Genomic DNA, 24,479 nt, shown 5'->3' on the forward strand with positions numbered 1-24,479 from the left:
TGGGGGCGATAGGGAGGTATGGATAAAACCATTTGTCATCATCGCTCCGGCCCGTGCCGCCCTCTCAACATCATTTTCAAATAATCGTTGTAATCCTTCCCACGCTGGGGCGGCTCGTCGGTAATGGTGCAGGTGGAGGGAAGGAGGGCCTTGATGGTCTTTGCCGCCAGCCTTCCCGGTGCGTCGTTGTCCAGATGCAGGGCAATTTCACTTATTTGCGGATAATCCTTGAGGTACTGCGTCAAAGCGGTGGGCAGAGTACTTTCTTCAATGTTCTTTTTCGGCCTGTAAATACCCGCCAAGGAAAGGCAGTTTTCCCACCGCCAATCCCTGCCAGCCAGCAGCTCCAATGTGTCATAGGACAAAAGGTCAATGGCGCTTTCAAACAGGTGCAGCTTCGTTGATTTTTCCCTTGCCGGAATGGAGAAGGAAAAGCGCTAAGCTTGGGAAAATAGAAAGTCAAAACTGCTAAAGCGTATTCAGCAATTACCGTTCATAGCCTACAGCTTTCTTTTCGGGAATATCCATGTCCTCGTCCGGTTGGTCGTCCACCATCTCGTTTTCCGTTTTGTCCATATTCAGCAGGATGTTCAGTTCATGCAGCCGCGCGGATTTGTTTTGCATCTCCTGCTCCTTCTCAAAGGGGATGCCAATTTCTTTCTTGGCCGTTTCCATCTGCTGACGGAGGGTTTTTAGCTGTTCCCGGCAATACTCCAGTTTTTTCGGCATTTCGGCCAAAGCATTATTCAATCTTATAATGTTGCCGTGAACGTCCGCGCCCAAGGCCACCGTATGGCTGAGAGCGCCCTGGAGCGTGATTTGATACTTCTTGTTAAAGCTGTCGAAGGAAAACAGCATCGGAAAGCCGCCAAATAGCTTCCCATTTTCTGCGGCTCCGGCGAGGTCATCAGCTTGCAGGCTTCCAGGATGGCCGCGCCCGCCTTGGCCTTTTCGAGGTAGAAAATGCCTTTGATCGTCATGCCCGCGAATTTGTTTTCCTCGGCATCCCCTCGGCGAGGGGCAAGGCGCTGTGCCTTTCATATCGGGCAATATCCTTTTCATAGCCCGTAATACGTTCCTCGGTGGATTTGATCTGCCGGGGGAAGTGTTTGAGCAATCTGTCCTCCAAAGCGTAACGCTGGCTTAAATGGTTGGCTTTTAACAGCTTCAGCTTGGAAACCTGGATGTCTAAATCCATCTTCTCCTTGATGAGCGGGTTGCCCGTCGCCAGTGCCTTGACTTCCGCGTAGGAAAGGGCCGTTTCGTCAATGTCCTCGGCGCTTCTTACGGGGGATTTGCTGGTCATGATCTGTGAGATAAACCGCTGTTTGTTCTCCAAAATCTGATAGAGATAAGCGTCAAAGGTATTTTCCGTCACGTACCGGAAGATATGCACCTCGTCGTTGTTGTTGCCCTGGCGGACAATCCTGCCGCTGCGCTGCTCCAGGTCGCGGGGCCGCCAGGGGCAGTCCAGGTCGTGCAGCGCAATTAACTTATCCTGCACGTTGGTTCCGGCCCCCATCTTAAAGGTGCTCCCAACAAGGACGCGCACCTGTCCAGTACGCACCTTGGCAAACAGCTCCTTTTTGCGGGTTTCCATGTTGGCGTCGTGGATGAAAGCAATCTCGTCGGCGGGAACGCCGCGGGCCGTGAGCTTTTGGCGCATGTCGTCATAGACGTTGAAATTCCCGTCGCTCTTGGGAGTGGACAGGTCGCAGAAGACAAGCTGGGTCAGCTTTTGATCGCGGTGGTCCTGCCAGAAGTGATATATAAAAAAGAGAACATAAGCGCTAAACCTATGTCCTCTTTGTCCATTCATTTTTAATTACTGCTAAACCTGTACTTTTAACGTTTGCCGATACTCAGCGTAATGCTCGCTTAACACATACTCGATAACCCACACTTTAGGTATCCTGTAGGTACTACGGATGAAAAAGTACTTTATATGATTCCCATGCAAAATCTTTCGTGCCGTGGTTTCTCCAATGCCGCCCAATATGGCTCTGAATTCATCCAGCGTAACTACATCGGGATACGGCTCAAAAAGCTGCTCGTAATATTCTTGATTTTTCACAGTCATCAACTCCTGAAAAGATTTGTCAATGGTAGGATGACTGTTACAATATTGGTTTTGATAATACACGTTCGACGTTTCAATGGCAGACGGTCCGGATACCCCTCCTGAATATCCCTCCAATATCCCTCCAACGTCCAAAATTGATGTCAAAACCGCTCTTTTGAGAGAGCCTTGGAGTGACGTGGGTTTCCGGGTTTTAAGTGCCGAAAACCCGCATTATATAAGGTTTTGGGGGGGCTGAGGATTCCGGTAGAGTACGTTGCATTCCCGATGCTTCCGGTAATGTTGAGGGACTCAAAATCGTGCGCCCTCGGGCATGCGGGTTCGACTCCCGCCTTCGGCACCAAAATCTAGATATATCAAGGGTTTGAGAGAAGTAATAATACTTCATCGAACCCTTTTTATTTTGATGAATCGTGCGTGTCTGAATTTTGATTTTAGGCACGCACGACTCACTCAGACACGCCTGAGCCATTGTCAACATCCTTTCTTTCTTACCCTTTAGCCTGTACAACTAAAGGGCAAGGTTAAAGCAGGGGTGCTGGCAATGGTTTTTTTCCAGTTTTATGCTCGGTTCTTAGCTTTATTTTGCCATAAACATTAATATAAAATCCTAACTTGGAGCAAAATATAAAAATTAAGAATGAAAGAGGTTCCCATTTTGAACTTAAAAGACAGGCTAGCAAAGGTCTTATAGCTGGAGTAGTTGCTGATATTGCTATGGACATTTTGAAATACTTTTTGAGTAAACAATAACGGGGTGATTTATTGATGGCAATGCCTATTGTAACCACCTTATTTTATCCAACATTTTTAGTGATGACGTTTATCCTTACACTAATTTTTATCCCAAGAAAAAAATATAAGAATTATTTTATTTATGGTTTTCTTATAGGTGGACTAGGTGATGTTATTGTTGTAAGTATAATGCAAAATCTATTACATGTTATGTGGTTTAAGAATCATGGAATATTCTATGTTCTAGGACATATTGCTCTTTCACCTCCAAGCTGGACAGTTACAGTAATGCTTTTTCTCTACTTTTTGCCTAAAAGACGTTGGTTTTTATACCCATATATTGCAGCCTGGGCTGGTAACAGTATCGGTTATGCATATGTAGTCCACAATGCAGGTCTCTATGACTTTGTGTCCTGGCTGTACCCTATTCCTGTCTATTTCCTATTTTTAGGTTGGTGGAGCTTTGGTGCATGGTTATTTATGAAGACAAGCCCATTGGCAAATGAAAATAAAATTTTGAACCATGTGGAAGAACGTCCAAAATTAAATCTGCGTAGGTATATAGTATTACCTAAACCAGTAAGGAAAAGAGTGGATAAGGTTAAATTTATCGAAACCAGGAAAATAGGTAGCAAACGAACACAAGAATAAACAATTTTCGTTTAAATTGGTGTAACAGTTTACTTAGATTAGCTCTCTCATGCTCTTGTTTTCTATTCTGCAATTGTATGAATATATAGACATATATAACGTTAATGCGAATCCAACTTTTTTATTTTTTAAATCACGTCCCATATGCTAAAGACCATCTTTTTCCCGTGGCAGGAAGTATGTTTAACCGTGTCGAAGAATTACCGGGGAGTACGCATGCCCCTGGTTTTTTTTATGGGACTGGAGTGAATATAAAGTGCATCTTCCCGATGAGGTGCTGGTTCAAAAATCTAAAGATGGTGACCTGGAAGCCTTTGACGAACTGGTGCGTCGCTATGAAAGTAAAATATATGGCTTGGTTTATCGTTTTATGGGTAACCACGCCGATGCCAGTGACCTGGCCCAGGATACCTTCATTCGACTGTACCAAGCATTAGCAGGGTTCCGGGGAGATGCTGCATTTTCCACCTGGCTTTACCGTATTGCCTCCAATATTTGCCGGGACGAAATCAGGAAAAGACAGCGGCGGCGCAGTGTTTCTATGGATGAAATGATAGACGCCTCACCGGCCAATGTGCCTACTGCTGACGACAGCTATTCCCCCGAGGAAACCGTGCAGCGTCGCGAGATGCAGCGACAGGTTCAGTTTTGTTTGAACCAGCTTTCTGATGACCACCGGTTGATTTTAATAATGCGTGAAATGCAGGGATTGAGCTATGAAGAAATTGCCGGTGTGTTACAGTGTTCATTGGGTACGGTAAAATCACGCATCAGCCGGGCCAGAAACGCTCTCAAGGAAAGGATGAGCAAGCAGGGGGAACTTTTGCCGGGCAGCGATCGTCATAAAACCAAAGGAGGGAAGAGCAATGCAATGTCGTGATATCTATGAAATGTTGTCACCTTACATTGATGGCATGCTGGAATCTTCCCAGGTAGTACAGGTGGAGGAACACATTGCTGCCTGCGAGGCGTGCAGGTTGGAATATGATGATTTGCTTGCTGCCGTGGAATTGGTCAGGGGGTTACCCGAGGTTGTACCGCCCCCGGAGTTTCACGATAATTTACGTCAAAAAATTGATTCACTGCCCGCACCCACTGTTACCGGCAGCCCAACCGGGCAGGTGTACTGGCTGGCCCGGGGTAAATGGCTTAAAATACTTACTGCCGCGGCGGTGCTATTTATCACCGTTGGTGTCACCGTTCTTTACTATGACAAAAACGATGACGGGGTATTTGATACTGCCTTCCAGTTGAGCGCCGGCCAAAATACGGCTGACCGGGTGGAACGTTTTGGGGGCGGTGCTGTGGATGGCGACCCGGTTTTGGATACCGCCCCGGAGAAAACTTCTAAAGATATTGATACGGTGCATAATAATGTCCCTGATACAAACCGGCGTGATTTGGTTAGCCCTGGTGTATCAAAGGAGGAGGTAAATACTACTAATATAGGAGCAGGGGAACAACCTGCGTCCGCTGCGGAAGACGGTGGTACTGATGCCATGCCTGCTGCAGGTGGTGGAGAAGACACCGGTGCCCCTGGGAAACAGGTAGCCCGTGAATTGGCAGCTCCGCAGGGGCAGTCGGACGGTAATGAACCTCAATTTTCCATTATGGCCGTACCCCAAGACGATTTAGAGGATGCTGCCGGCAAGGCAGAGAATGATAAGCTTTCGGCAGCAACTAATCTTCATGTGGCCAGGGAGTTTACCGCTACGGTGGTGCTGAAAACCCAGTCAAATACAGCAGCCACGGTGAGTGAAACAGTTGCCAGGTACGGCGGCTTTGTGGAAACTGAGCCTCAGCAAAACGGACGGTACTGGGTGTTACGCATTCCTACGGATAGTGTGGACGGGTTTATCAATGAATTAAGCAATTTGGGGCAGTCGAATATTCAATCTACCTCCAGGGATTTGACTGTTGATTTGCAGCAGGCCCAAGAACAATTAAACGTACTTCTAGAGCAAGAAAAGACGCTGCTTGAACAGCAGGATGCGCAAAAGGAAAACAGATCAGAAGGTTCAGTCGTATTAGATACTTTGCGCGGGCAAATTGCCCTGCAGCAGCAGGTACTGGCGGAGTTACAACAGGATATTGATTTTACTAAGTTTAACCTTTACTTACAGCTGCCGCCATCTTAATTAAAACCTGGTCGACATAGCTTACTAAAGTTGACTGAATTGTTCGATTCAAAAGTTTTACTATTGCTTCACTGGTAAATAGCAGTTAAAATAGGAATAGTTGCGGTTTGGACGAGCTAATATTATTAATCCTTTGTTGTTATAATAGTTTTTAAGAAGGGAGGTTGTAAACAGTGCGTGAACAAGTACAAGCTGCTTTAGATAAGGTGCGCCCCATGCTGCAGCGTGACGGCGGTGATGTTGAGCTTGTAGATGTTACACCTGATGGTGTAGTTAAAGTAAGACTTAAAGGAGCCTGCGGTGGGTGAGCGATGTCCACCTATACCCTTAAACTAGGGATTGAGCGGTCGCTCAAGCAAGCTGTGCCCGAGGTAAAGGAAGTAGTGCAGGCCTAGTTGCTGCCAACTAGTACAGTTATCAAACGCTGTTTACCGGGTGGTAAGTTTTTATATAACCACTTTTTACCATTGTGTATTGGTAAAGAGTGGTTTTGTACATTATGACAGGCAGCTTATATAAAATTATCTGCAGTAGGTGCATATTAATCCGGTTGTATAAAGGGGCGGATGTGTTGATGGATAAATGCAAGCTGGCAGTTTGCCAGATCAAAGTCACCAGCGATAAGGGGTTTAATATAAGTCATGCCGAGGATTCGGTGCGTCGGGCAGCCAGGCAGGGTGCGCAGGTGGTAGTGCTGCCGGAAATGTTTAACTGCCCTTATGAGACGCATTTATTCCCCTCTTATGCGGAGTCTTATTCCAAGGGAGAAACGGTGCAAATGATGTCCCGGGTGGCGGACCAGCTGGATATTGTGCTGGTGGGCGGTTCTATACCCGAAAGAGATGGAGATTTTGTTTATAATACCTGCTTTACCTTTGGACCCCGGGGTGACTTGTTAGGGCGCCACCGCAAGGTGCACCTGTTTGATGTTGATTTGCCCAACCTGAAGGTGCAGGAGTCCAGCACGCTGGGACCGGGCAACGAGCTCACGGTTATAGACGCTGGGTTTTGTAAAATTGGCGTAATGATTTGTTTTGACGTGCGCTTTCCGGAATTAGCCCGTTTACTGGTCCTGGCGGGAATTGATGTACTGGTGATACCGGCGGCCTTCAACTTGATTACCGGCCCGGCGCACTGGGATTTGACCATGCGGGCCCGGGCGGTGGATAACCAGGTTTACGTTGCGGCGGCTTCTCCGGCCAGGGATGACCGGGCGGACTATGTGGCCTACGGCCATTCCATAGTGGTGGACCCGTGGGGTGATGTAGTGGCCAGGGCTGGTACCGGCGAGGAAATTATCATGGTTGAATTGGACCCGGAGAAAATTAGGGAAGTGCGCGGACGCCTGCCGTTACTAACCCAGCGGCGCACAGACCTTTATGAAATTATCAGGAAATAGATGGTTTGTTAATATTATTCAGCTATTTTTGTTAATATTATTCAGCTATTATAGAAAGGAACGGGAATTGTAAATGCTTACTTGTGGTATTGTCGGCTTGCCGATGGTGGGTAAAACCACTTTTTTTAACCTGGTAACCAACTCGGGACTCGAAACATCCAATTATTTGACGGGCAAAACTGAAATCAACGTGGCGATGGCCGAGATACCCGATGCACGGATTGACTTTTTAATTAACCTTTACAAACCCAAAAAGACAGCTTATGCTCAAATTCAGTTCAGTGACGTACCTGGGCTGGTGCGCGGGGCCAGCGAGGGCAAAGGGGTGGGCAACCGCTTTTTAGATGGCATTCGCAACGCCGATTTACTTGTGCATGTGGTACGGGCCTTTGGTGGCAAAGATGTGCCCCATGTGGATGGGGATATAGATCCCATGCGGGATATAGAGACAGTTAACCTGGAATTATTGCTGGCCGACATGGATTTGCTGGAAAAAAGAATTCAGCGCATTAAGGAAGGGAAAAAAATAAAAAAGGAGCAGCTTGCGGAACTCGATGTGCTGCGCAAATGCCTTGATGCGTTGGAAAATGAAGTAACTATGCACAAGGTGGAGCTATCCGATGCTGAGCGGGAGCTGTTGGTAAATTATAGCTTTTTAACCGACAAACCCATGATACTGGTGGTTAATATAGATGAAGAACAGCTGCGGGGTGGTGGTTACCAGGGGCAGGAAAAGGTGCGTGCTTATGCAGCTGATAAGGATATTATATTGTTGGAGGTCTGCGGTCTGATTGAAATGGAAATTAGCCAATTACCCGAAGATGACCGGCGGGAATTCATGGAAGACCTGGGTCTACAACAATCCGGCATTGACCGTCTGGCCAGGGCTGCTTACGATACCCTGGGACTGATTTCTTTCTTCACCGTGGGCGAGGACGAAGTAAAGGCCTGGACTATACCCGTAGGGCTGAATGCCAGGAGCGCAGCCGGTAAAATTCACTCCGACCTTGAACGCGGGTTTATTCGGGCCGAGGTGGTGGCCTACGATGATTTACACAAACTGGGTAGTATGAATAAAGTCAAGGAAAAAGGTTTGGCCCGGCTGGAGGGTAAGGATTACATAGTAAAAGACGGGGATATATTAAATATTAGATTTAATGTGTAAGTAGTTAAAACCCCACCGTTTCGGTGGGGTTTTAACTACTTAGTTCCCAGTATCTATGCCTGTGTCGGGGGTATTGCCTGAACCGGTGCCTCTAGTGCCGCCACCCGGTATTTCGGTACAGCGGGCGATGCCGCACCAAGTGCCTGGGGTGTTTCCAGAATCAGTTATTCCGAAGTAACTTTTTCACTGAATGTAACTATACGCTGACCGTCATCCCAGTTTATCTGCATTAACGGCAGTGCCCTTTGCCAAAAGGACAGGGGGGCGTGCATTGTGCCATGTACTAACTTGAGTTCGGGGCAGATGAAAGTATTTTGCCTCGTTGTTACCTGGCCGCTGGCGTATGCTATGGTAATGTGCTCAATTCCTCTGGTAATAAGGATGGTGCGGTTAAAGTTATCCCACCCAATTGTATAGCCCAGCGTTTCAAAAATTGTGCGTAGTGGTAAGATTGGTGCCCCGTCCGGGCTGGTTCCGGCCGGTTCATTAACCTCGATGGTGCTATCACCCAGCACAACGGTAACTGGTTGTGGCTTGGGTAGTGGTTTGGGCTGCTCCGGCACCGGTGTTGCGACACTGTGGATAATTTTTACCGGTGTTCCCACCGGTGTATGATCGAAAAGCCAGCTAACGTCCTTGTTATACATACGAATGCAGCCGGCTGAGGCATAGGTTCCAATGGATGATGGGTTGTTGGTGCCGTGAATACCGTATATACTGCCGCCTCCTACGCTAAGGCCCAACCAGCGATAACCCAGCGGGTTTTGCGGACTGCCCCCGGGAATGCCGCCATTGCGACTGTAGTATGGGTTGATTACCTTAAGGACTACGGTAAAGTTTCCCTCCGGGGTAAGTAATGGACTTTTCCCTGTGGCTATAGGGAAAGTTTTTTGCAAAATTTCGTTATTAAAATATTGTAGCTGGTTAGTTGATTTATCTATGACAATCTTTACCCCTGCCGTGGCCAAACCGGTATGAACAAAACAAAAACAAAGAGATAATAGTAGAACTAAAAACCTTTTTACCATCCGCCTGCCCCTCCTAATTAATTAGCTTTTACATAATACGGGGGAAGACTGTTTTCTATGACTTCTGATATAAACTAATTATATACATGGAACAAAGTGTTAATCAATGACTCATTGAAAGTATTACCAGCTAGCGGTCTTACATAATTTTAAAGGTTAAGTGCACAATAACTTTGTGATTAATTTCCGAGGGAGGTGAAATTTAATGCATATGGGTAAACTTACTGAAATGGAAAGGCTAGCTATTGAGGAGCAGTTGCGGGCTGAGGAGCTTTGCGCCAGGAAGGTGCAGTTATATATGAGTGTCACTCGCGACCCGGCGGTGCAATCTGTGCTTCAGCAGATGGCCGAAAAGGGACAGCGGCATGTCAGCACCTTGAACGGCATGCTGCAGGATGCCGGCTTTAATTCTAGTATGGCCCAGCACTAAATTGGAGGGGGTGTAAAAAATGCAATTCGGTGACAAAGAAATAATGACTGATTTACTTATGGGTACCAAGTATATATCGGCCAACTATCACAGGGCAGTTTTGGAATCAGCCAATGACCGGATTCGTAATACGCTGATCCAGCTCAATAACGAGGAAATCAACCTGCAGAAACAAATCTTTAATATTATGCACGACCGTTACTGGTATGAAGTACGTCCGGCCAACGCATCTGCTTCGGCTTGGCAGGGCAGGCCGGGTGTTGGTACTGCTGCTATGCACCATCACCAAATGCCTTATTGAAGGAAGCACGGGGACGGTTCTCCTGCTTCCATTTTTGGAAGCAGGAGAACCGTCTCTGTGCTTCCTCTGTGCTTCCGGAGCCAAAGTGGCGTGATCTTAGAACAATGCTTTCTCGGCTACAGGGGCATTATTGAACCGGTTGGGAGAAAGTGGGGTTGGGTCCAGGGGCGGTTGTTCCCCCAGCACCAGGCAGGATGTGATCAGGCCAATGGCCGGGGCGTGCATAAAGCCGTTGCCTCCAAAGCCACCAGCACAGTAAAAGCCGCTTACTTCGGTTTCCCCCAGTATTCCCAGCCCGTCGGGGGTTAGGGAGCGAATGCCGGTGTATATGCGGGTGATTTGAGCATCTTCCAGGGCAGGTACCCGGCCCGTGGCCGCTTCAATGAAATCCGGCAGCTGGCTTCTGTCCACCAAGGGTTCCAGACCAGGGGCGTTGTCCCGGTCGGTTCCGCCCAGCAGCAGTATGCCGTTTTTCTCGGCGTGCACGTAAAAGCCTGTGTCCAAATCAACAATTAGGGGAATACTGGCAGAAATAGCCGGCATAGGGGCACATACATACACCTGTCGGCGGTAGGGAGAAGCTGGCAGTTCGAGGCCGGCCATTCGGGCCAACAGATGCAAGTGGGGACCTGCCGCGTTGATCACCATCGGGGCGTTAATGATATTTTGTTCAGTGGAGGGGCCCGTTGGTTGGTTGGCTTGATGGTAAAGCACGCCGGTGACCCGGTTATTTTGCACATTAATGCCGGTGACTTCTGTGTTGCACAACACCTGTACGCCCAGCTTGCGGCACTGGCGATAGTAACCTTCCATAACACCGTAAGGGTCGGCATAGGCATCCAGGTGACAAAAGCTGCCCCCCAGCAGATCTCCGGTTAAAACAAAGGGATAGACGGTGTTGATTTCTTCCGGGGTCAGCAATTGAGACGGTACATCCAGTCGGTTTAACTGCTCTTGCATGTTTTGTAGTTCTTGCCAACGGGATTCCCTGGCGGTTACAAAAAGATAGCCACGCTGGCGAAAATAAATAGGATATTGCATATCGGCGGCAAATCTAAGGAAATAAGGGTAACTTATTTTAGTCAGCTGAATATTCACCTGATTGGTGAACTGGTGCCGGATGCCTCCGGTGCACTGGGCGGTGGATCCTGCGCCGTGGAATTTTTCTTTTTCCAGTATGACAATGCGCTGTTTATTATTTTGGCGGGCCAGGTGATAAGCGGTGCTTAGCCCAATCACTCCTGCACCTATAATAATTATATCTGTTTGCATAGCATTAATCCCCCAGTTTAATATGTTATAATAGTCACTATTAAGCGCCGCATAAAGATTAGCGGCTCAGTTTAGTGCATATAATGCAGTATCAAGTTATCGCTTGACTGAAATAACAAAAAGGTTTTACCATAAAAAATAAAGAATAATATTTGCAGGTATTGTACATCTTGGTTTATTGTAATGACAAGGGGGCTTTTTCTTGTACATATACTCTTTTGACGGAGAACAGCTAAAATATATGCTGGTGGGCGCTGCTAACCTACTGGCTTTGAATAAGTCTGAAATTGATGCATTGAACGTGTTTCCCGTGCCAGATGGTGATACCGGCACCAATATGTACCTCACCATGCTGGCCGGAGTTAAGCAAGCCCGGCAGGTGGAAAGCGGTAAAATCAGTGATGTGGCTGCTGCGGTGGCCCGGGGCTGTCTGATGGGGGCCCGGGGTAATTCCGGGGTGATTTTGTCGCAGATTTTCAGCGGCTTTGCCCGGGCGCTGGAGGGATACAGCCATGCAGGTGCCGCCGACATTGCCCGGGCCTTCGTAAGGGGTGCGGAGGCAGCCTACCGGGCTGTAGGTAACCCTGTGGAGGGGACGATACTGACGGTATGCCGTGAAACAGCGGCGGGTTTGGAAAAGGCCGCTGCCCGGAGTAAAGATCCGGTACGGGTGCTGGTGCTGGGCTATCGGGCCGCCACTTTAGCTTTGGCTCGTACACCCGAGCAGCTGCCGGTGCTGCGGGATGCCGGGGTTGTGGACGCCGGTGGCAAGGGTCTGGTGGTACTGCTTGAAGGTATTATCAAGGCCCTTAAAGATGCAGCGGCCCGGCGTGACATTGAATTATTCGATCTGGCGGCCAGCCAGCAAAAGGAATTTATCGGTGGCCGAGATAGGGATTTTACTTCTGATATCGAGTTTGCCTACTGTACCGAATTTATTCTCACGGGCCGCAATATACCGCTGGATTCGCTGCGGCAGGAGCTATCCCCTTACGGTGATTGCCTCCTGGTTGTGGGAGACGACCGGGCAGCTAAAGTACACATTCATTCCAACCACCCGGGACTGGTGTTGGAATGCGGCTTAAAGTACGGTGCTCTGCAGTCCGTACAAATTGGCAACATGGAGGAGCAGAGCCAGGAATTACGCCGCAGTACTACCGGTGGCGAGAGTAAACCGTTGGGTGTGGTGGCGGTTGGGGTGGGTGAAGGTATTGCCACTATACTGCAAAGCATGGGGGTGGATACAGTTATTGAAGGGGGGCAAACCATGAACCCTTCGGCGGAACAGCTATTAGATGCGGTGAATAGTGTCAACGCCCCGGCAGTAATACTGTTGCCTAATAATAAAAATATATTGCTGTCCGCCCGGCAGGCCGCAGCTATGGCTGATAAAGAAGTGCATGTAGTGCCTTCGGTAAGCATCCCCCAGGGCTTTGCGGCGCTGCTGGCTTATAATCCCTACGCAGCTGCAATGGAAAACGCAGCTAAAATGGAGGACTCTTTAGGCGAAGTCAAGACGGGCGAAGTGACTATGGCAGTGCGGGATGCCGTTATTGACGGTAAAAATATCACTAAAGGTGATTTTATCGGTATGGCAGATGACCGGCTGGTTGCCGTGGGCCGTCACCTGAATGCTTTGATGTTGGATCTGCTGCAGGTTATGGCCGATGAGGATACAGGGCTGGTTACCTTTTATTACGGTGCTGATATGACCGGAGCTGAAGCCCGGGAAGTAACCAGAAAGATGCAAGAGGAATTTGATGAGCTTGATTTTGAGTTGCATTACGGCGGCCAGCCGTTATACCAATTTATTATCTCTGTGGAATAGTAACCCAGTCACAAAAATTTATACAGCGTATTAAAAATGCATTCTTTCAAGGAGTGGCCGGAAATGATGGTATTCCGCGAATTGTGGTAAGGAAGGTGTAATTACTATGGCTAAAGTCCGCATAGTAACTGACAGTACTGCTGATTTGCCGAAAGAGCTGGTTGAGAAATATGGTATTACCGTAGTGCCGCTGAAGGTATTTTTTGGTGCGGAGTGCTTCATCGACGGGGTGGATCTGTCAGCCGCTGAATTTTTTAGCCGTTTGGTGACCAGCAAAGAATTACCTACTACCTCCCAGCCTTCGCCCACCGAATTTGTAGAATATTATCACCCGTTAATTGACGAAGGTGCGGACATTATATCTATCCATATTTCTGCACATATGAGCGGCACACTGCAGTCCGCTCAGTTGGCCAAAACCATGTTAGGCTATGATAATCTGGAAATAATTGATTCTCGCTCTGTTAGCGTGGTGTTGGGTATGCTGGTGCTGGCGGCGGCACGGGCCGCCGAAGCCGGGTGCTCCCGGGCGGAGGTAGTGGCCTTGTTGCAGAATATTATATCCGATCACCGGATATATTTTATGGTGGACACACTTGAATATCTGCAGCGCGGCGGGCGCATCGGCAAGGCCCAAGCTTTCCTGGGTACTATACTGAACGTTAAGCCACTGTGCACCATACTTGAGGGGGTAATAAGTCCCTATGAAAAGGTACGGGGCCGTAAAAAAGCCATCAACCGGCTGGTGCAGTTGCTTGCTGAACAGTACAGGGATGCCGGGCCTTTGTTTTGCTTTATGACCCACGGCAACGATCCTGAGGGATTACAATATTTGCAAAATTTAGTACGGGACAAGCTCAATTGCGTGGAAATGATGCATAGCCAGATGGGCTCGGTGGTGAGCACCCACGTTGGGCCGGGTATTCTGGGTATAGTGGTTTGCCCACAAAAGTATACGCAGGTTTAGGGCCGTTTAGCCGGTGCCGGGTTAAAAGTTGAAAGTTGAATGATGGCAGGGAGATCATGGGTTTGGGTATTTCTTTTTAACACGGCTCGGTAAAAGCCGGATAAGTAAAAAAATAGTAGAGCCCTTCTTGCTATACAAGATGGGCTCTACTAATCTGGTTGCGGGAGAAGGACTTGAACCTTCGACCTTCGGGTTATGAGCCCGACGAGCTGCCGACTGCTCCATCCCGCGACAACTTGTTTAGTATAACATAAATATTTTATTTGTCAAACCAACAATTAATGGGAAACCCGGAGGGAAGCAAGAGAACCATCCCCGTGCTTCCCCCTGGAAGCGGCAGAACCACCCCTGAGCCTCTTTTTACCGGCCCCGCGGCGAGTATTTGAGACGTTCTTTTTTTGCATTTAGTTCCTTTGCGGTAGCTAGAAATCTTTCATTTAATAGTTCTTTATCCTTTTCGTCAATTTTTTCATTCAGTTTGGCACCTAAAAAAGCTAGTTCACATTCTAGTCGTCTGATGCTGTCGGATAAATCCTCGTATATGGCCCCAATTTGATCTTTTACCAGTTGTTCCCTGTATTTGGATAAATAGTAATCGTAACCACCTTCGTAACAGTTTAATTTCTGGTTGGCTATTATAAAAACCCGGTTGGCCAATCTTTGAATAAAATATCTGTCGTGGCATACAAAAAGAATAATTCCATTAAACTCAATAAGCACTTCCTCAATTTTCTCTTTGGATGCGATATCCATATAATTTATAGGCTCATCTAATATTAGTAAATCGGCACCTGATAGAATAAGTTTGGCAAAGGCCACCCTGCCCCTTTCACCCATGCTCAGGTTGTCTACCTTTTTAAAAACATCATCTCCTCTAAAAAGTAGACAAGCAAGGAGTAGCCTGGCTTCTACAGCTGTAGCTCCTTCATCCAAAACATTATCGATAATGCTGGCGTCACTTTGTAGATTATTAAGCTCCTGGGCAAAATAACCTATTTTAACCGAGGGATTAATAGCGACTGTTCCATGGTAATCTTTATCCAGGCCGCATATTGTCTTAAGAAAGGTTGTCTTGCCCACCCCGTTTGCTCCGAGCAACGCAATTTTGTCGCCACGTTTTATGCTGAAAGAAACACCCTCAAAGATCACTTTATCGGCAAAACTCTTATCCAATTTTTCCCCTTGCACAATGATGGGAGGATACTTCTTGCCCGTGATGCTTTTATTGATCACCTCAAAGGCGGGCGACACCGGTTGATCAGGTTTGTCTATCTTGACCTTTTCCACCCTTGCCAGTTCCTTTTCCTTGGCCTTCAGGACATGGGCATGTTTTTTAGCCTTGGCTCTGTAAAAATCGTTTTGACCCGCTGCCTTATGGGCCCTTTTATACCAGTTTTCCCTTTCGTGGATTACCTGTTTTAGTTGCTGGATCCTGGTCTGCTGCTTATCGTACTCTCTGGTAATACTCTTCAGCTCAATTTCCTTTTGATCTCTATAGACGGAGTAATTGCCTTCATAAATATTTAATCCCCGGGCGGTTAGCTCCCAAATTTTATTTGCAACATGATCGAGGAAATAACGGTCATGGGATATTGCTAACATGGGTTTGCCCAGTTTGCGGACAAATTTCTCCAGCCATTCACAGCTTTGTATATCCAGGTGATTGGTGGGTTCATCAAGGATAAGTAAATCAAAATCACTGACTAAAATCCTGCCCAGCTCCAGTTTAGTTTTTTCCCCGCCGCTTAAAGTTATCACTTTTTGTGGCCATTTTTCTTCACTTAAACCAATTATGTTGAGTGATTTTTTGGCTATAGTTTGGATATCCTTTGCTTTGTTGTTACTATTTAAGGCCGCATTAAAAATCGTCTCATAAACGGATTTCTGCGGGTCAAATAAAGGGTTTTGTTCAATATATAAAATTTTAAGCTGGTTTGGTGAGTATTCAATTTTACCGGTGTCATACGCTTCTCGGCCCGTAAGCAGCCTGACCAGGGTTGTTTTACCGATTCCATTAAATCCAACTAATCCTATTTTATCCGCACCGTTTATCTCACCGCGAATATTATTAAAAACGGTTTTTCCGTTATAACTTTTGCCAAGATCGAAAAAACGCAAATGCATGAAAGTCATCATCTCCTTGTGCTATTTTCAAACCGCAAGAGATGATAGTGTAAAAAAACAAAACTGCAGTAAGCACACCCAGGCTTTACACTGCAGTAAAGGGTAGATATTTAAGGCCATGAAAAATCCCATGGTCTCAAATTTTAATGATGTTTTCCTGTTAGTGTTTTTTAACTATCATCCCTTAAAGAAGGCACACTTACCCCTTGGTGCTTATGCCTTTTTAAGAAAATATTAAATTTGGCTAGTTAAAAAACACTTTCCTCATTTCACACCTCACGCATATAATCAAACTTCATGCTACCATCCCTATGCTAACATAAAATTCAGCTAATCTCAAGTTTATAAATATATTGACATTGACGCAACGTAAAGGTGTATGGTTATGCCTGTATTTTTGTAGATTTAACATTTATATATACATAATGTACCTGGACATCAACCAGAAATGACTGAAGCTACCCGCCATAGTAAGCACGTGAAAAATCTCGTGAAAGCCTAGCCAGCCCGGTATGATGTTTGGCGGCCACTTGGTGCCGTATAATATCGCTCCAATTGTGTAAAACAAGCCGCCCAGCGCCAGCCATAATATGCCGCCCGGGGATACTGTTTGAATTAACGGCCAGAAGGGAATGACAATAAGCCAGCCCATAAAAACATACAACAGAGTTGAGAACCACCGGGGGGCGTTCATCCAGAAGATTTTTATTAATATGCCTGCAATGGCTATCAGCCACACGCCTACTAAAAAAGTGTATCCCCAGACCCCTCGCAGGGGTATCAGACAAACCGGTGTATAAGTGCCGGCAATTAAAACAAAAATCATCATGTGGTCTATGCGTCGCATAATAAGCACGCCCTTCTCAGATAAAGGGAGCAGGTGGTAAAGGGCGCTGGCCGTATAAAGAAGTACCAGGCTGGCACCGAATATGGAAAAAGCGACAATATGCGATACAGTACCATGCATCACGGCATTATAAACCAATGCAATCAATGCAATAATTGATAAAATAGCACCGACTAAATGGGACAGTCCACTGAAAGGATCTCTTAATTTACTCATTTTTGATATCTCACCCCCGAATGTTTATACTGAAAATATTTTTTCCTACCTGTTTAATTTTATAAAAATGTTTGTTGTTCTACTGATATACTATATCTTCCTTAAAAGCCTGCTTGGATACATAACTACCTAAACTTATTATAACAAAAATTAGCTTTTAACGTTGATTATTCCGTGGATTTTTTTGTTCTTAATTGGCAACTAGTATATGGAATTTTATTGTCTCCCCTTGCCATAAGCGATGGAATGGGGAAAGTTTATTTGCCCGTCACGGTTATAAAACTAATTTGGCTGCGGTTTAGAAACCTGATCGGCAACACACCTGTCCCTAGGCCACTGTCAATATACAGGGTGGTATTCCGGTCAATGTTATAAATCCCCTTGTCGTAGGTGGGGAAAAGCCCCTGACCCGGCGCGATAATAGCACCCACAAAGGGCAAACGTATTTGGCCGCCGTGAGTGTGGCCGCATAACACAAGGTCAGCACGGGTGATGGCTTCTTTTTCAATGATTGCCGGTGCATGAGCCAGCAATAAAGTAAACAGTTCTGTGTTGATACCATTTATTGCTTTATCAAGGTCCGCACGTCCCTTGCTGGGATCATCCACGCCACAAATGTTAATGGTTAGTTGATTATTGAACCAGACCGCATGTTCATTATTTATAACTCGCACCCCACGATTGGACAGGCCGCTTAAAAATGATTTCTTATTCTTATTAGCCCATTCATGATTGCCGCATACAAAAAATGTGTATGGGTTTATTTGCACCAGTTCTTCAACCAGGGAATACACATTATTGAGGTTATCAGTTTTCCTGTCGATAAAATCCCCTGTAATAACAATTAGGTCCGGGTTCAGCTGCCTGATTTCCCGAAGCAAGTTTTGATGGTGGTCATTGGGCTGCCAGTTATGAAAATCCGATATTTGCAAGATATTGATTTTGGCCCCGGGTGGTATTTTTTCGGAATTTACAGTTACCCTGTTAACTTTAGGGTAATTTACTTCAAAATAGATGTCCACAACAAGCAAACCGATTAATAACAGTCCGATTACAGCCAGTTTTAGCATCCATTGTAATACCTCTTGAATAGACAAAATTATATCTCCTTTTTATTTTTTACTTAAAATATGATGATAACTGAAAAAAGTTCCAATATAGGAGAATTATTCCGGATACTTTTTTCTGTATTAATTTTTTTGTCTTCACATTTGCTTCTATTTTTCAGGTAAACACCCCAAAAAACCTTTAGAATATAATCCTATGACATGATCATAATAAAAGTTAAGGTATAACTATAGTAGAACTTTTTGAGACCTAAGAAAATTTTACAATGATTTCAGTTGTTTGGGTAATATCAAGGAGGTTAAATTTTGAAAAAAGTATTGGTAGCCGGTTTGTTGCTATCTGTACTGGCTATTGTAATGCTGATGGCCGGCTGTGGAGACGAGGAAATCAAGGAAATAACCGGCGGGGGAGCACCAGAGGCGTTCATTGAAAATAAGCTGATCTTTGGCTCTGATACCTCTTTCGCCCCCTTTGAATTTTCTGACGTTGATGGTAATATGGTAGGCTTTGATATAGAAATAATTGATGCTATTAACGAAGTGGCCGGTGCTAATATTGAGGTCGTAAAATATGATTTTAAAGACCTGTTTGCAGCGCTGGAAAAGGGTAGCATTGACGGTGCCATTTCGGCTATGAGCATTACTGAGGATCTTCAAGAAAAGTTTAATTTTTCTATTCCTTATTTCTTATCCGGCCAGAGTGTAGCCGTGCAGGCTAAAAACGAAACCATCAAGTGCTTGGATGATTTGGAGGGCCATAAAATTGGCGTGCAAGCTGGTACCACCGGTGAAATTGAAGCCAACAAGGTGCCCAATGCTGAAATAATTTCCTATGATACTATTCAGGGCGGGTTTATGGATCTTGAGACCGGTAGTATTGATGCCGTAATTTGCGACTTTCCAGTGGTGGCTTATTATATTAAGCAAGGTAATGATGCGCTGAAAATAGTAGGTGATATGTTAACCTGCGAACATTACGGTATTGCAGTACACAAGCAAAAACCGGAGGTGCTCAAAACTGTGGATAAGGGGTTGGGACTCCTGAAAGAAAATGGCAAGTATGCTGAGCTATATTTAAAATGGTTTGGAGTTGAGCCACCGGAGTACCTGCCTGGCGAGCCCAGAGTATAATCTTTTTCTTACAAATAAATAAAAAGCAAGTAAATATCAAAAAATATGCGTAATGTTTCGGACATTACGCATATAAACGTATGCATTTAAATTGGAATTTAACTAATTGTCATATGAATATGATGTGATTATGCCTGGGTTTAGCTCAGAATTTATACTATACATATCGATACATGCTGTTGATAAAGCCTTTTAGGCAAAATATGTAAAAAAATATTTAATATAGCTTATATTGCAGATTATATTATAATGGATTACGATAAAATATATTATAAAAGTAATTTATAATGGCGTAGTTATGTGTTTGTTTTAGCCTGGTGGCAGGTAGTGTTAAATACTATTATACATTGTCTGGCCGGACTACTAAGTAGCTTGTTTAATATCCATAATACTATACCATTTTAAGCCAAGGTAAAAGAAGGGAGAAGTAGACTTTGCAATTACCAAAGATTAAAATTGGCCATTTAATACCCCAATTTCCAATTATCCAGGGGGGGATGGCGGTACGGGTGTCCACTGCCCCGCTGGCTGCCGCCGTGGCCAACGCCGGGGGCATTGGCATTATTGGGGCAACCGGTATGGACCCCGATGAGCTACGGATGGAAATAAGACAGGCCCGCCAGCGTTCTTCCGGCATCATTGGTGTCAACATCATGTTTGCCTCGCGTCATTTTGCCACCTTGGTGCGCACTGCTTTGGAGGAAAAAATTGATGTGGTGTTTTCCGGAGCTGGTTTTTCCCGTGATATTTTTGGCTGGGGGCGGGAGGCCGGGGTACCGATAGTCTCTATCGTATCTTCGGGTAAGCTGGCCGCCATTGCTGAGAGACATGGCGCCGCCGCGGTGGTGGCCGAAGGTACAGAAGCAGGGGGGCATCTGGGTACCCAGCGATCCATATGTGAAATATTGCCTGAAATCAGAAAGCGGGTAAAGATTCCGGTGATTGCCGCGGGCGGTATTGTAGATGGCTTTGGTGTGGCTCGCATGCTCAAGCTGGGTGCTGATGGTGTACAAATGGCTACCAGGTTTGTATTAAGTAAAGAATGTACCGTATCCGAAGCTTTTAAAGAGATGTATCTCCGGGCTAGGTCTGAGGATGTGATATTAGTGGAAAGCCCCGTAGGTATGCCCGGGCGGGCGCTGCGCAATCAGTTCGTGGAGCAGCTGATGCAGGGTAGCCAGCCAAAGCCGGAAAAGTGCAGTAATTGTCTTAAAGTATGCTCCGGCAAATACTGTATCATGGATGCTCTGGAGAACTCCCGTACCGGGCAGGTGGACAAAGGTCTGGTTTTTTGCGGTCAGAATGTAGCTAAAATCAAAGATATACTGCCGGTAAAGGAAATATTCAGACGTATTCTGGATGAAGTGGCTTCGGTGGAGTAGATTTGGTCTAAGCGGTAAACCCGTCAACTTTTATGTTTTATAATTAACTTGGAGGGTATTTAATGGCGGACCAAAATATTATTGTTTATGCAGGTAAAAAACCGGCATTAAATAAGACAGTGTTTGTAGCCCCCGGAGCCCGCATTATTGGAAGGGTAGTCATCGGAGATTACTCCAGTGTTTGGTATAATGTGGTGATAAGGGGCGACGTAGATGAAGTGCAAATCGGCAGCGGCACCAACATTCAAGACGGGGCGGTGTTGCACGAGGACAGGGGATATCCGCTTATTGTTGGTGATAATGTAACGGTAGGTCATAACGCCACTTTGCACGGGTGTCAAATTGGAGACGGTGCCGTAGTAGGCATGGGAGCTGTGGTGCTGTCCGGTGCCAAAATTGGTGCGCACAGTGTTGTGGGCGCGGGGTCGCTGGTGCCGGGCGGCAAACAGATTCCTCCGCGATCATTGGTTATGGGATCTCCGGCCAGGGTGGTGCGGCAATTGACTCCGGAGGATGTTGAGAATTTCAGCAAAATGGCAAAGCATTATCGTGCCCGGACCAGATTCTTTCTGGGGGAAATAGGGAACCCGGATTTTTAGAAAATGCTTGTTAATCTTAGTGAACGAGTCAGGTGCCAGACAAATACGTCTGGTGCAGGCATGCAGCCGCCTTGACCAGTGAGCAAACCTGTCTGTTAAGTACTCAGCTATTGTGGGATAAATTGTTTTAATAAAATATATGAATATGTGATATAATATATCTCGGACTTTTGTCTTAGATATAATAATATTAGATGAGCAGCAAATTATTCAACGCAAATAGACATAGACATGGTTTTTAGTGCTTGTGCTTTAGGGTATTAATTTGTTTATTAATGATTCGTGGTAATAGTGACATATCACTTAACTTAGACAAATCACTTAACTTAATTGATTAAATAATAAGTCTATAAATTTAAATTACAAAGCCCCGGGCTGAGGTAAGCGAGTGCGGCGAATTTATGGCCATACCGGGAGGTGTCCTATGTATAGTAATCCGGCGGGGGTGGGGACAGGTTCCCAGTCGAGAACCTGGCTGGACACCGCTAAAAATTATATAGAAGTAACCAAACCAAGATCTGTGTTTTTGCTTGTTTTTACGGCTCTGGTGGCCATGTTTCTGGCAACGGCTGAATATACCGTGTCTATGTCTGTACTCATTAAGTCATTGGTGGCTATTACCCTGGCCTGTTCCGGCGTCAACGCGGTTAGCTGTTATGTGGATCGGGACATTGACGCTATCATGGAAAGGACCAAGCGCCGACCAATTCCCTCAGGTAGAATTGCTCCTCCGGTAAAAGCTTTGGTTTGGGGGTTGGTGCAATTTCTGTTGGCCCTAGGCATTGCCTATAGCTTGAATTTGGCTGCTTTTGTTTGCATATTAATGGGTATGCTGGGTTATGTGGGAATATACAGCCTGTTGTTCAAGCGCAAGACGGCATGGAATATTATCTTGGGTGGCTTTAGCGGTGGTTTGCCGACTATGTTCGGCTGGATGGCGGTGTCCGGTAAGTTAGAGCTGCTGCCGGTATTGCTTAGTTTGTTGGTGGTGCTATGGATTCCTAATCACATTTGGAACCTGGCTATATTTTATAAGGATGATTACCGGAAGGTAGGCGTTCCGATGCTGCCGGTAATCTGCGATACCAGGCGCACACTACTGTATATTTTGTTCACCATATTGGCCATGTTTGCTTTGTCCATAGCCATGTACTATGTGGGTGATATGGGAACCTTTTACCTGGTGACGGCCATAGTATGTGGTTTGGCCATTACAGCTGGCAATATATATCTCTTTTTTGCTCCGAAGCAAAAAAGAGCCTGGTTTTTATATAAATTATCAAGCCCTTACTTATTCTTGATATTTTTGGCAATGATGGTTGATCGTCACTTTTAACTTGCGAAATTTTTAAATTAATATAGAATATATATTGATAGATTAATTAATATATTAACTAAATGGTTTTTTTTACTAAGAGGTGATGACATGAATTCTTATAATGGTAACCATTTTAATGATTTAGCCTATAATAACAGCACTATATTAAGGGCTGATCCTATGCTTGACGATGCTGAAAAAATGCTTATCAGACAGGCCGGTTCCACAGTGCATTATCCCAAAGGCCATGTTGTATTTGCCGCCGGCGATATCTCCGACCGTGTATACTTGTTGGAAAGCGGTTGGGTTAAAATTTACAGACTTTCAACCGACGGCAGGAGAGTTACTGTAGGCAGTATCCGTAGTCCAGGTGAAATGATGGGTTTGGCTGAGACTATACTGGGCGTGGAGCGTACCTGTTTTGCCGGGGCTATCAATAATGTGACCATGGTGGTTATGACCAAAGCTAAATTTGAGGAATTAATGGCTCAGCATTCCTTCCTGGCTGTTAAGGTTGCCAAACTACTGGGCGCACGGATGCGCGAGGCTGAATCCATCATCCACGAAATGGTTTGCTGGCAGGCCCCCGGTAGATTGGCTTTGATGCTTATTAAAATGGGCGAGCGCATGGGAGAGCATACTAAAAATGGTGTTAAGATAAATCTAAAGCTGACTCATGAGGAGATAGCCAACATGGTTGGTACATCACGCCAGACGGTTACTTCATTGTTGAATACATTCAAACAAGAGAAAAGCATTGTTTATGAGGGCAGAGCAATAAGCATTGTTAATCCCGATAAACTGGCTAAATGGGTGGTATGAGAGACCGGTTTAAAACCGGTCTTTTAAATTTTTAATATACTTTGTTAGGACGGAGAATTTTGTTCTACTGAGTATTGTTAATACTAAATATTTATATACGTGCACTTTTCCTGACATACAATTGTCTGTTGAAAGACTGAAAAAATCTCCCGAAAGTTATTTAATTTAACTTAAAGCTGTTATTATTACCAACATGGAGGAAAAAGGTAATGATATTTAGAAATGTGGTTAGGCTTAAAGATTATGAAAGGGAAATGATCCGGCAGGTTGGCTTAACCAGGCAGTATGCTCGGGGAGAAAATATTTTTTGCACGGGTGACCCGGCGGACCGGGTTTGTTTAATTGAAAGCGGCTGGGTGAAAATTTTCAGGATAAACGGTGATGGCCGCTATGTTACGGTAGGCTCAATACGCAGACCGGGCGAGCTCATGGGACTGGCGGAATCATTACACGGTGTTGAGCGTACCTGCAATGCGGGGGCGATTACTGATGTAAAATTGGTTACAGTTTACAGGGAAGCATTTATTGAATTACTTGAGTCTGAGACTACCATAGCTCTAAAAGTAGCTAAATTACTGGCCCTGCGTATGCGGGATGCCGAATCAGGAGTGCATGAAATGGTTACCCGCCATGTCTCCAGCCGGCTTGCTCTATTATTATTAAAAATTGCCGAGGGTTGCGGGCAGCAGGTAGAAGATGGTGTTAGAATAGAGCCCCGGTTTACCCACGAGGACCTGGCCGCCATGATTGGTGCCACCAGGCAGACGGTGACATCAATATTAAGTGCTATGCGGGAGCAGCGTTGCCTTGAAATCGATGACGGGATAATCAAGATAACTGACTGGCAGCAGCTGGAGAGGTATATTTCTTAATATTGGGGTTGCTAAGACTGACTATGCCTGGTCTTAAAGTATTAACAGGACTGCGTAGGTATTGGTTTGGCAAAAGAAGATGAATCTTTATGATTGAAAGGTGTCAT

23 protein-coding genes, 1 tRNA gene and 1 pseudogene are annotated in these 24,479 nt (G+C 45.6%); 16 read left to right on the forward strand and 9 right to left on the reverse strand.

What is annotated here, in order from left to right; translation table 11 throughout:
* Positions 1 to 38: 38 nt before the first annotated feature.
* From DESGI_RS05945 to DESGI_RS05955, 3 genes and pseudogenes are all read right to left on the reverse strand, one after another.
* Positions 39 to 422, reverse strand: a complete 384-nt coding sequence (locus DESGI_RS05945; RefSeq protein WP_083939773.1) for a toprim domain-containing protein — start codon at positions 420 to 422, stop codon at positions 39 to 41.
* Between the two features lie 64 nt (positions 423 to 486).
* A pseudogene (locus tag DESGI_RS23670) lies at positions 487 to 1,771 on the reverse strand (helicase-related protein); the annotation flags it as partial.
* 60 nt (positions 1,772 to 1,831) lie between these two features.
* Positions 1,832 to 2,074, reverse strand: coding sequence for a DNA-binding protein (locus DESGI_RS05955; protein WP_207638361.1), 243 nt, complete (start codon positions 2,072 to 2,074; stop codon positions 1,832 to 1,834).
* 774 nt (positions 2,075 to 2,848) lie between these two features.
* Here DESGI_RS05955 and DESGI_RS05960 point away from each other — a divergent pair.
* The 6 genes from DESGI_RS05960 to ychF all read left to right on the forward strand — a co-directional run bounded on the left by DESGI_RS05960 (position 2,849) and on the right by ychF (position 8,168).
* Complete coding sequence (locus DESGI_RS05960; RefSeq protein WP_006524273.1) at positions 2,849 to 3,466, forward strand: hypothetical protein; 618 nt, start codon at positions 2,849 to 2,851, stop codon at positions 3,464 to 3,466.
* 256 nt (positions 3,467 to 3,722) lie between these two features.
* On the forward strand, positions 3,723 to 4,346 hold the full coding sequence (locus DESGI_RS05965) for an RNA polymerase sigma factor (RefSeq protein WP_006524274.1): 624 nt from the start codon (positions 3,723 to 3,725) through the stop codon (positions 4,344 to 4,346).
* Entirely contained in the window at positions 4,333 to 5,604 is a 1,272-nt protein-coding gene (locus DESGI_RS05970; protein ID WP_006524275.1) for a zf-HC2 domain-containing protein, read from the forward strand. The genes DESGI_RS05965 and DESGI_RS05970 overlap by 14 nt, the downstream gene beginning before the upstream one ends.
* A 173-nt stretch (positions 5,605 to 5,777) precedes the next feature.
* On the forward strand, positions 5,778 to 5,999 hold the full coding sequence (locus DESGI_RS24420) for a NifU family protein (protein WP_015617928.1): 222 nt from the start codon (positions 5,778 to 5,780) through the stop codon (positions 5,997 to 5,999).
* Between the two features lie 179 nt (positions 6,000 to 6,178).
* A complete protein-coding gene (locus DESGI_RS05980) occupies positions 6,179 to 7,003 on the forward strand; it encodes a carbon-nitrogen hydrolase family protein (protein ID WP_006524277.1) in 825 nt (274 codons plus the stop codon).
* A gap of 73 nt (positions 7,004 to 7,076) precedes the next feature.
* Entirely contained in the window at positions 7,077 to 8,168 is a 1,092-nt protein-coding gene (gene ychF / locus DESGI_RS05985; RefSeq protein ID WP_006524278.1) for a redox-regulated ATPase YchF, read from the forward strand.
* Positions 8,169 to 8,332: 164 nt separating this feature from the next.
* Here the strand turns inward: ychF and DESGI_RS22970 are convergent, their stop codons facing one another.
* Positions 8,333 to 9,196, reverse strand: a complete 864-nt coding sequence (locus DESGI_RS22970) for a L,D-transpeptidase family protein (RefSeq protein WP_006524279.1) — start codon at positions 9,194 to 9,196, stop codon at positions 8,333 to 8,335.
* Between the two features lie 205 nt (positions 9,197 to 9,401).
* On the opposite strand from DESGI_RS22970, the gene DESGI_RS05995 reads away from it, so the two are divergent.
* Together DESGI_RS05995 and DESGI_RS06000 are read left to right on the forward strand one after the other, a co-directional pair.
* Positions 9,402 to 9,626: a hypothetical protein gene (locus tag DESGI_RS05995; RefSeq protein WP_006524280.1), complete on the forward strand. Its 225-nt coding sequence runs from the start codon at positions 9,402 to 9,404 to the stop codon at positions 9,624 to 9,626.
* Between the two features lie 19 nt (positions 9,627 to 9,645).
* Complete coding sequence (locus DESGI_RS06000) at positions 9,646 to 9,927, forward strand: spore coat protein (protein ID WP_006524281.1); 282 nt, start codon at positions 9,646 to 9,648, stop codon at positions 9,925 to 9,927.
* Positions 9,928 to 10,023: 96 nt separating this feature from the next.
* Here DESGI_RS06000 and DESGI_RS06005 read toward each other — a convergent pair whose 3' ends face one another.
* Positions 10,024 to 11,199: an NAD(P)/FAD-dependent oxidoreductase gene (locus DESGI_RS06005; protein WP_006524282.1), complete on the reverse strand. Its 1,176-nt coding sequence runs from the start codon at positions 11,197 to 11,199 to the stop codon at positions 10,024 to 10,026.
* 202 nt (positions 11,200 to 11,401) lie between these two features.
* Here DESGI_RS06005 and DESGI_RS06010 point away from each other — a divergent pair, with 202 nt between their 5' ends.
* Complete coding sequence (locus DESGI_RS06010; protein WP_006524283.1) at positions 11,402 to 13,027, forward strand: DAK2 domain-containing protein; 1,626 nt, start codon at positions 11,402 to 11,404, stop codon at positions 13,025 to 13,027.
* 106 nt (positions 13,028 to 13,133) lie between these two features.
* Complete coding sequence (locus DESGI_RS06015) at positions 13,134 to 13,994, forward strand: DegV family protein (RefSeq protein WP_006524284.1); 861 nt, start codon at positions 13,134 to 13,136, stop codon at positions 13,992 to 13,994.
* Positions 13,995 to 14,149: 155 nt separating this feature from the next.
* Here DESGI_RS06015 and DESGI_RS06020 read toward each other — a convergent pair.
* From DESGI_RS06020 to DESGI_RS06035, 4 genes are all read right to left on the reverse strand, one after another.
* Positions 14,150 to 14,225 (reverse strand) — tRNA-Met (locus tag DESGI_RS06020).
* A 129-nt stretch (positions 14,226 to 14,354) separates the two neighbouring features.
* Positions 14,355 to 16,118, reverse strand: a complete 1,764-nt coding sequence (gene abc-f / locus DESGI_RS06025) for a ribosomal protection-like ABC-F family protein (RefSeq protein ID WP_006524285.1) — start codon at positions 16,116 to 16,118, stop codon at positions 14,355 to 14,357.
* 412 nt (positions 16,119 to 16,530) lie between these two features.
* Positions 16,531 to 17,181: a PAQR family membrane homeostasis protein TrhA gene (trhA, locus tag DESGI_RS06030; RefSeq protein WP_006524286.1), complete on the reverse strand. Its 651-nt coding sequence runs from the start codon at positions 17,179 to 17,181 to the stop codon at positions 16,531 to 16,533.
* A gap of 257 nt (positions 17,182 to 17,438) precedes the next feature.
* On the reverse strand, positions 17,439 to 18,278 hold the full coding sequence (locus tag DESGI_RS06035; protein ID WP_006524287.1) for a metallophosphoesterase: 840 nt from the start codon (positions 18,276 to 18,278) through the stop codon (positions 17,439 to 17,441).
* 276 nt (positions 18,279 to 18,554) lie between these two features.
* On the opposite strand from DESGI_RS06035, the gene DESGI_RS06040 reads away from it, so the two are divergent.
* From DESGI_RS06040 to DESGI_RS06065, 6 genes are all read left to right on the forward strand, one after another.
* Positions 18,555 to 19,379 (forward strand): basic amino acid ABC transporter substrate-binding protein, encoded by an 825-nt coding sequence (locus DESGI_RS06040; RefSeq protein ID WP_006524288.1) that lies wholly within the window; start codon positions 18,555 to 18,557, stop codon positions 19,377 to 19,379.
* A gap of 434 nt (positions 19,380 to 19,813) precedes the next feature.
* Positions 19,814 to 20,761, forward strand: a complete 948-nt coding sequence (locus DESGI_RS06045) for an NAD(P)H-dependent flavin oxidoreductase (RefSeq protein ID WP_006524289.1) — start codon at positions 19,814 to 19,816, stop codon at positions 20,759 to 20,761.
* 62 nt (positions 20,762 to 20,823) lie between these two features.
* Positions 20,824 to 21,360, forward strand: a complete 537-nt coding sequence (locus DESGI_RS06050; RefSeq protein ID WP_006524290.1) for a gamma carbonic anhydrase family protein — start codon at positions 20,824 to 20,826, stop codon at positions 21,358 to 21,360.
* A gap of 424 nt (positions 21,361 to 21,784) precedes the next feature.
* On the forward strand, positions 21,785 to 22,696 hold the full coding sequence (gene cyoE, locus DESGI_RS06055; protein WP_006524291.1) for a heme o synthase: 912 nt from the start codon (positions 21,785 to 21,787) through the stop codon (positions 22,694 to 22,696).
* A 162-nt stretch (positions 22,697 to 22,858) separates the two neighbouring features.
* Entirely contained in the window at positions 22,859 to 23,500 is a 642-nt protein-coding gene (locus tag DESGI_RS06060) for a Crp/Fnr family transcriptional regulator (RefSeq protein WP_041285256.1), read from the forward strand.
* A 209-nt stretch (positions 23,501 to 23,709) separates the two neighbouring features.
* Entirely contained in the window at positions 23,710 to 24,372 is a 663-nt protein-coding gene (locus DESGI_RS06065) for a Crp/Fnr family transcriptional regulator (protein ID WP_006524293.1), read from the forward strand.
* Positions 24,373 to 24,479: the final 107 nt, after the last annotated feature.

Source organism: Desulfoscipio gibsoniae DSM 7213 (assembly GCF_000233715.2).
GTDB classification, from domain to species: domain Bacteria; phylum Bacillota; class Desulfotomaculia; order Desulfotomaculales; family Desulfallaceae; genus Sporotomaculum; species Sporotomaculum gibsoniae.

Coding starts and splice junctions, on each gene's coding strand:
- DESGI_RS05960 (WP_006524273.1), top strand. CDS start 2,849: ATGGCAATGCCTATTGTAACCACCTTATTTTATCCAACATTTTTAGTG.
- DESGI_RS05970 (WP_006524275.1), top strand. CDS start 4,333: ATGCAATGTCGTGATATCTATGAAATGTTGTCACCTTACATTGATGGC.
- DESGI_RS05980 (WP_006524277.1), top strand. CDS start 6,179: ATGGATAAATGCAAGCTGGCAGTTTGCCAGATCAAAGTCACCAGCGAT.
- ychF (WP_006524278.1), top strand. CDS start 7,077: ATGCTTACTTGTGGTATTGTCGGCTTGCCGATGGTGGGTAAAACCACT.
- DESGI_RS22970 (WP_006524279.1), bottom strand. CDS start 9,196: ATGGTAAAAAGGTTTTTAGTTCTACTATTATCTCTTTGTTTTTGTTTT.
- DESGI_RS05995 (WP_006524280.1), top strand. CDS start 9,402: ATGCATATGGGTAAACTTACTGAAATGGAAAGGCTAGCTATTGAGGAG.
- DESGI_RS06000 (WP_006524281.1), top strand. CDS start 9,646: ATGCAATTCGGTGACAAAGAAATAATGACTGATTTACTTATGGGTACC.
- DESGI_RS06005 (WP_006524282.1), bottom strand. CDS start 11,199: ATGCAAACAGATATAATTATTATAGGTGCAGGAGTGATTGGGCTAAGC.
- DESGI_RS06015 (WP_006524284.1), top strand. CDS start 13,134: ATGGCTAAAGTCCGCATAGTAACTGACAGTACTGCTGATTTGCCGAAA.
- abc-f (WP_006524285.1), bottom strand. CDS start 16,118: ATGCATTTGCGTTTTTTCGATCTTGGCAAAAGTTATAACGGAAAAACC.
- trhA (WP_006524286.1), bottom strand. CDS start 17,181: ATGAGTAAATTAAGAGATCCTTTCAGTGGACTGTCCCATTTAGTCGGT.
- DESGI_RS06050 (WP_006524290.1), top strand. CDS start 20,824: ATGGCGGACCAAAATATTATTGTTTATGCAGGTAAAAAACCGGCATTA.
- cyoE (WP_006524291.1), top strand. CDS start 21,785: ATGTATAGTAATCCGGCGGGGGTGGGGACAGGTTCCCAGTCGAGAACC.
- DESGI_RS06060 (WP_041285256.1), top strand. CDS start 22,859: ATGCTTGACGATGCTGAAAAAATGCTTATCAGACAGGCCGGTTCCACA.
- DESGI_RS06065 (WP_006524293.1), top strand. CDS start 23,710: ATGATATTTAGAAATGTGGTTAGGCTTAAAGATTATGAAAGGGAAATG.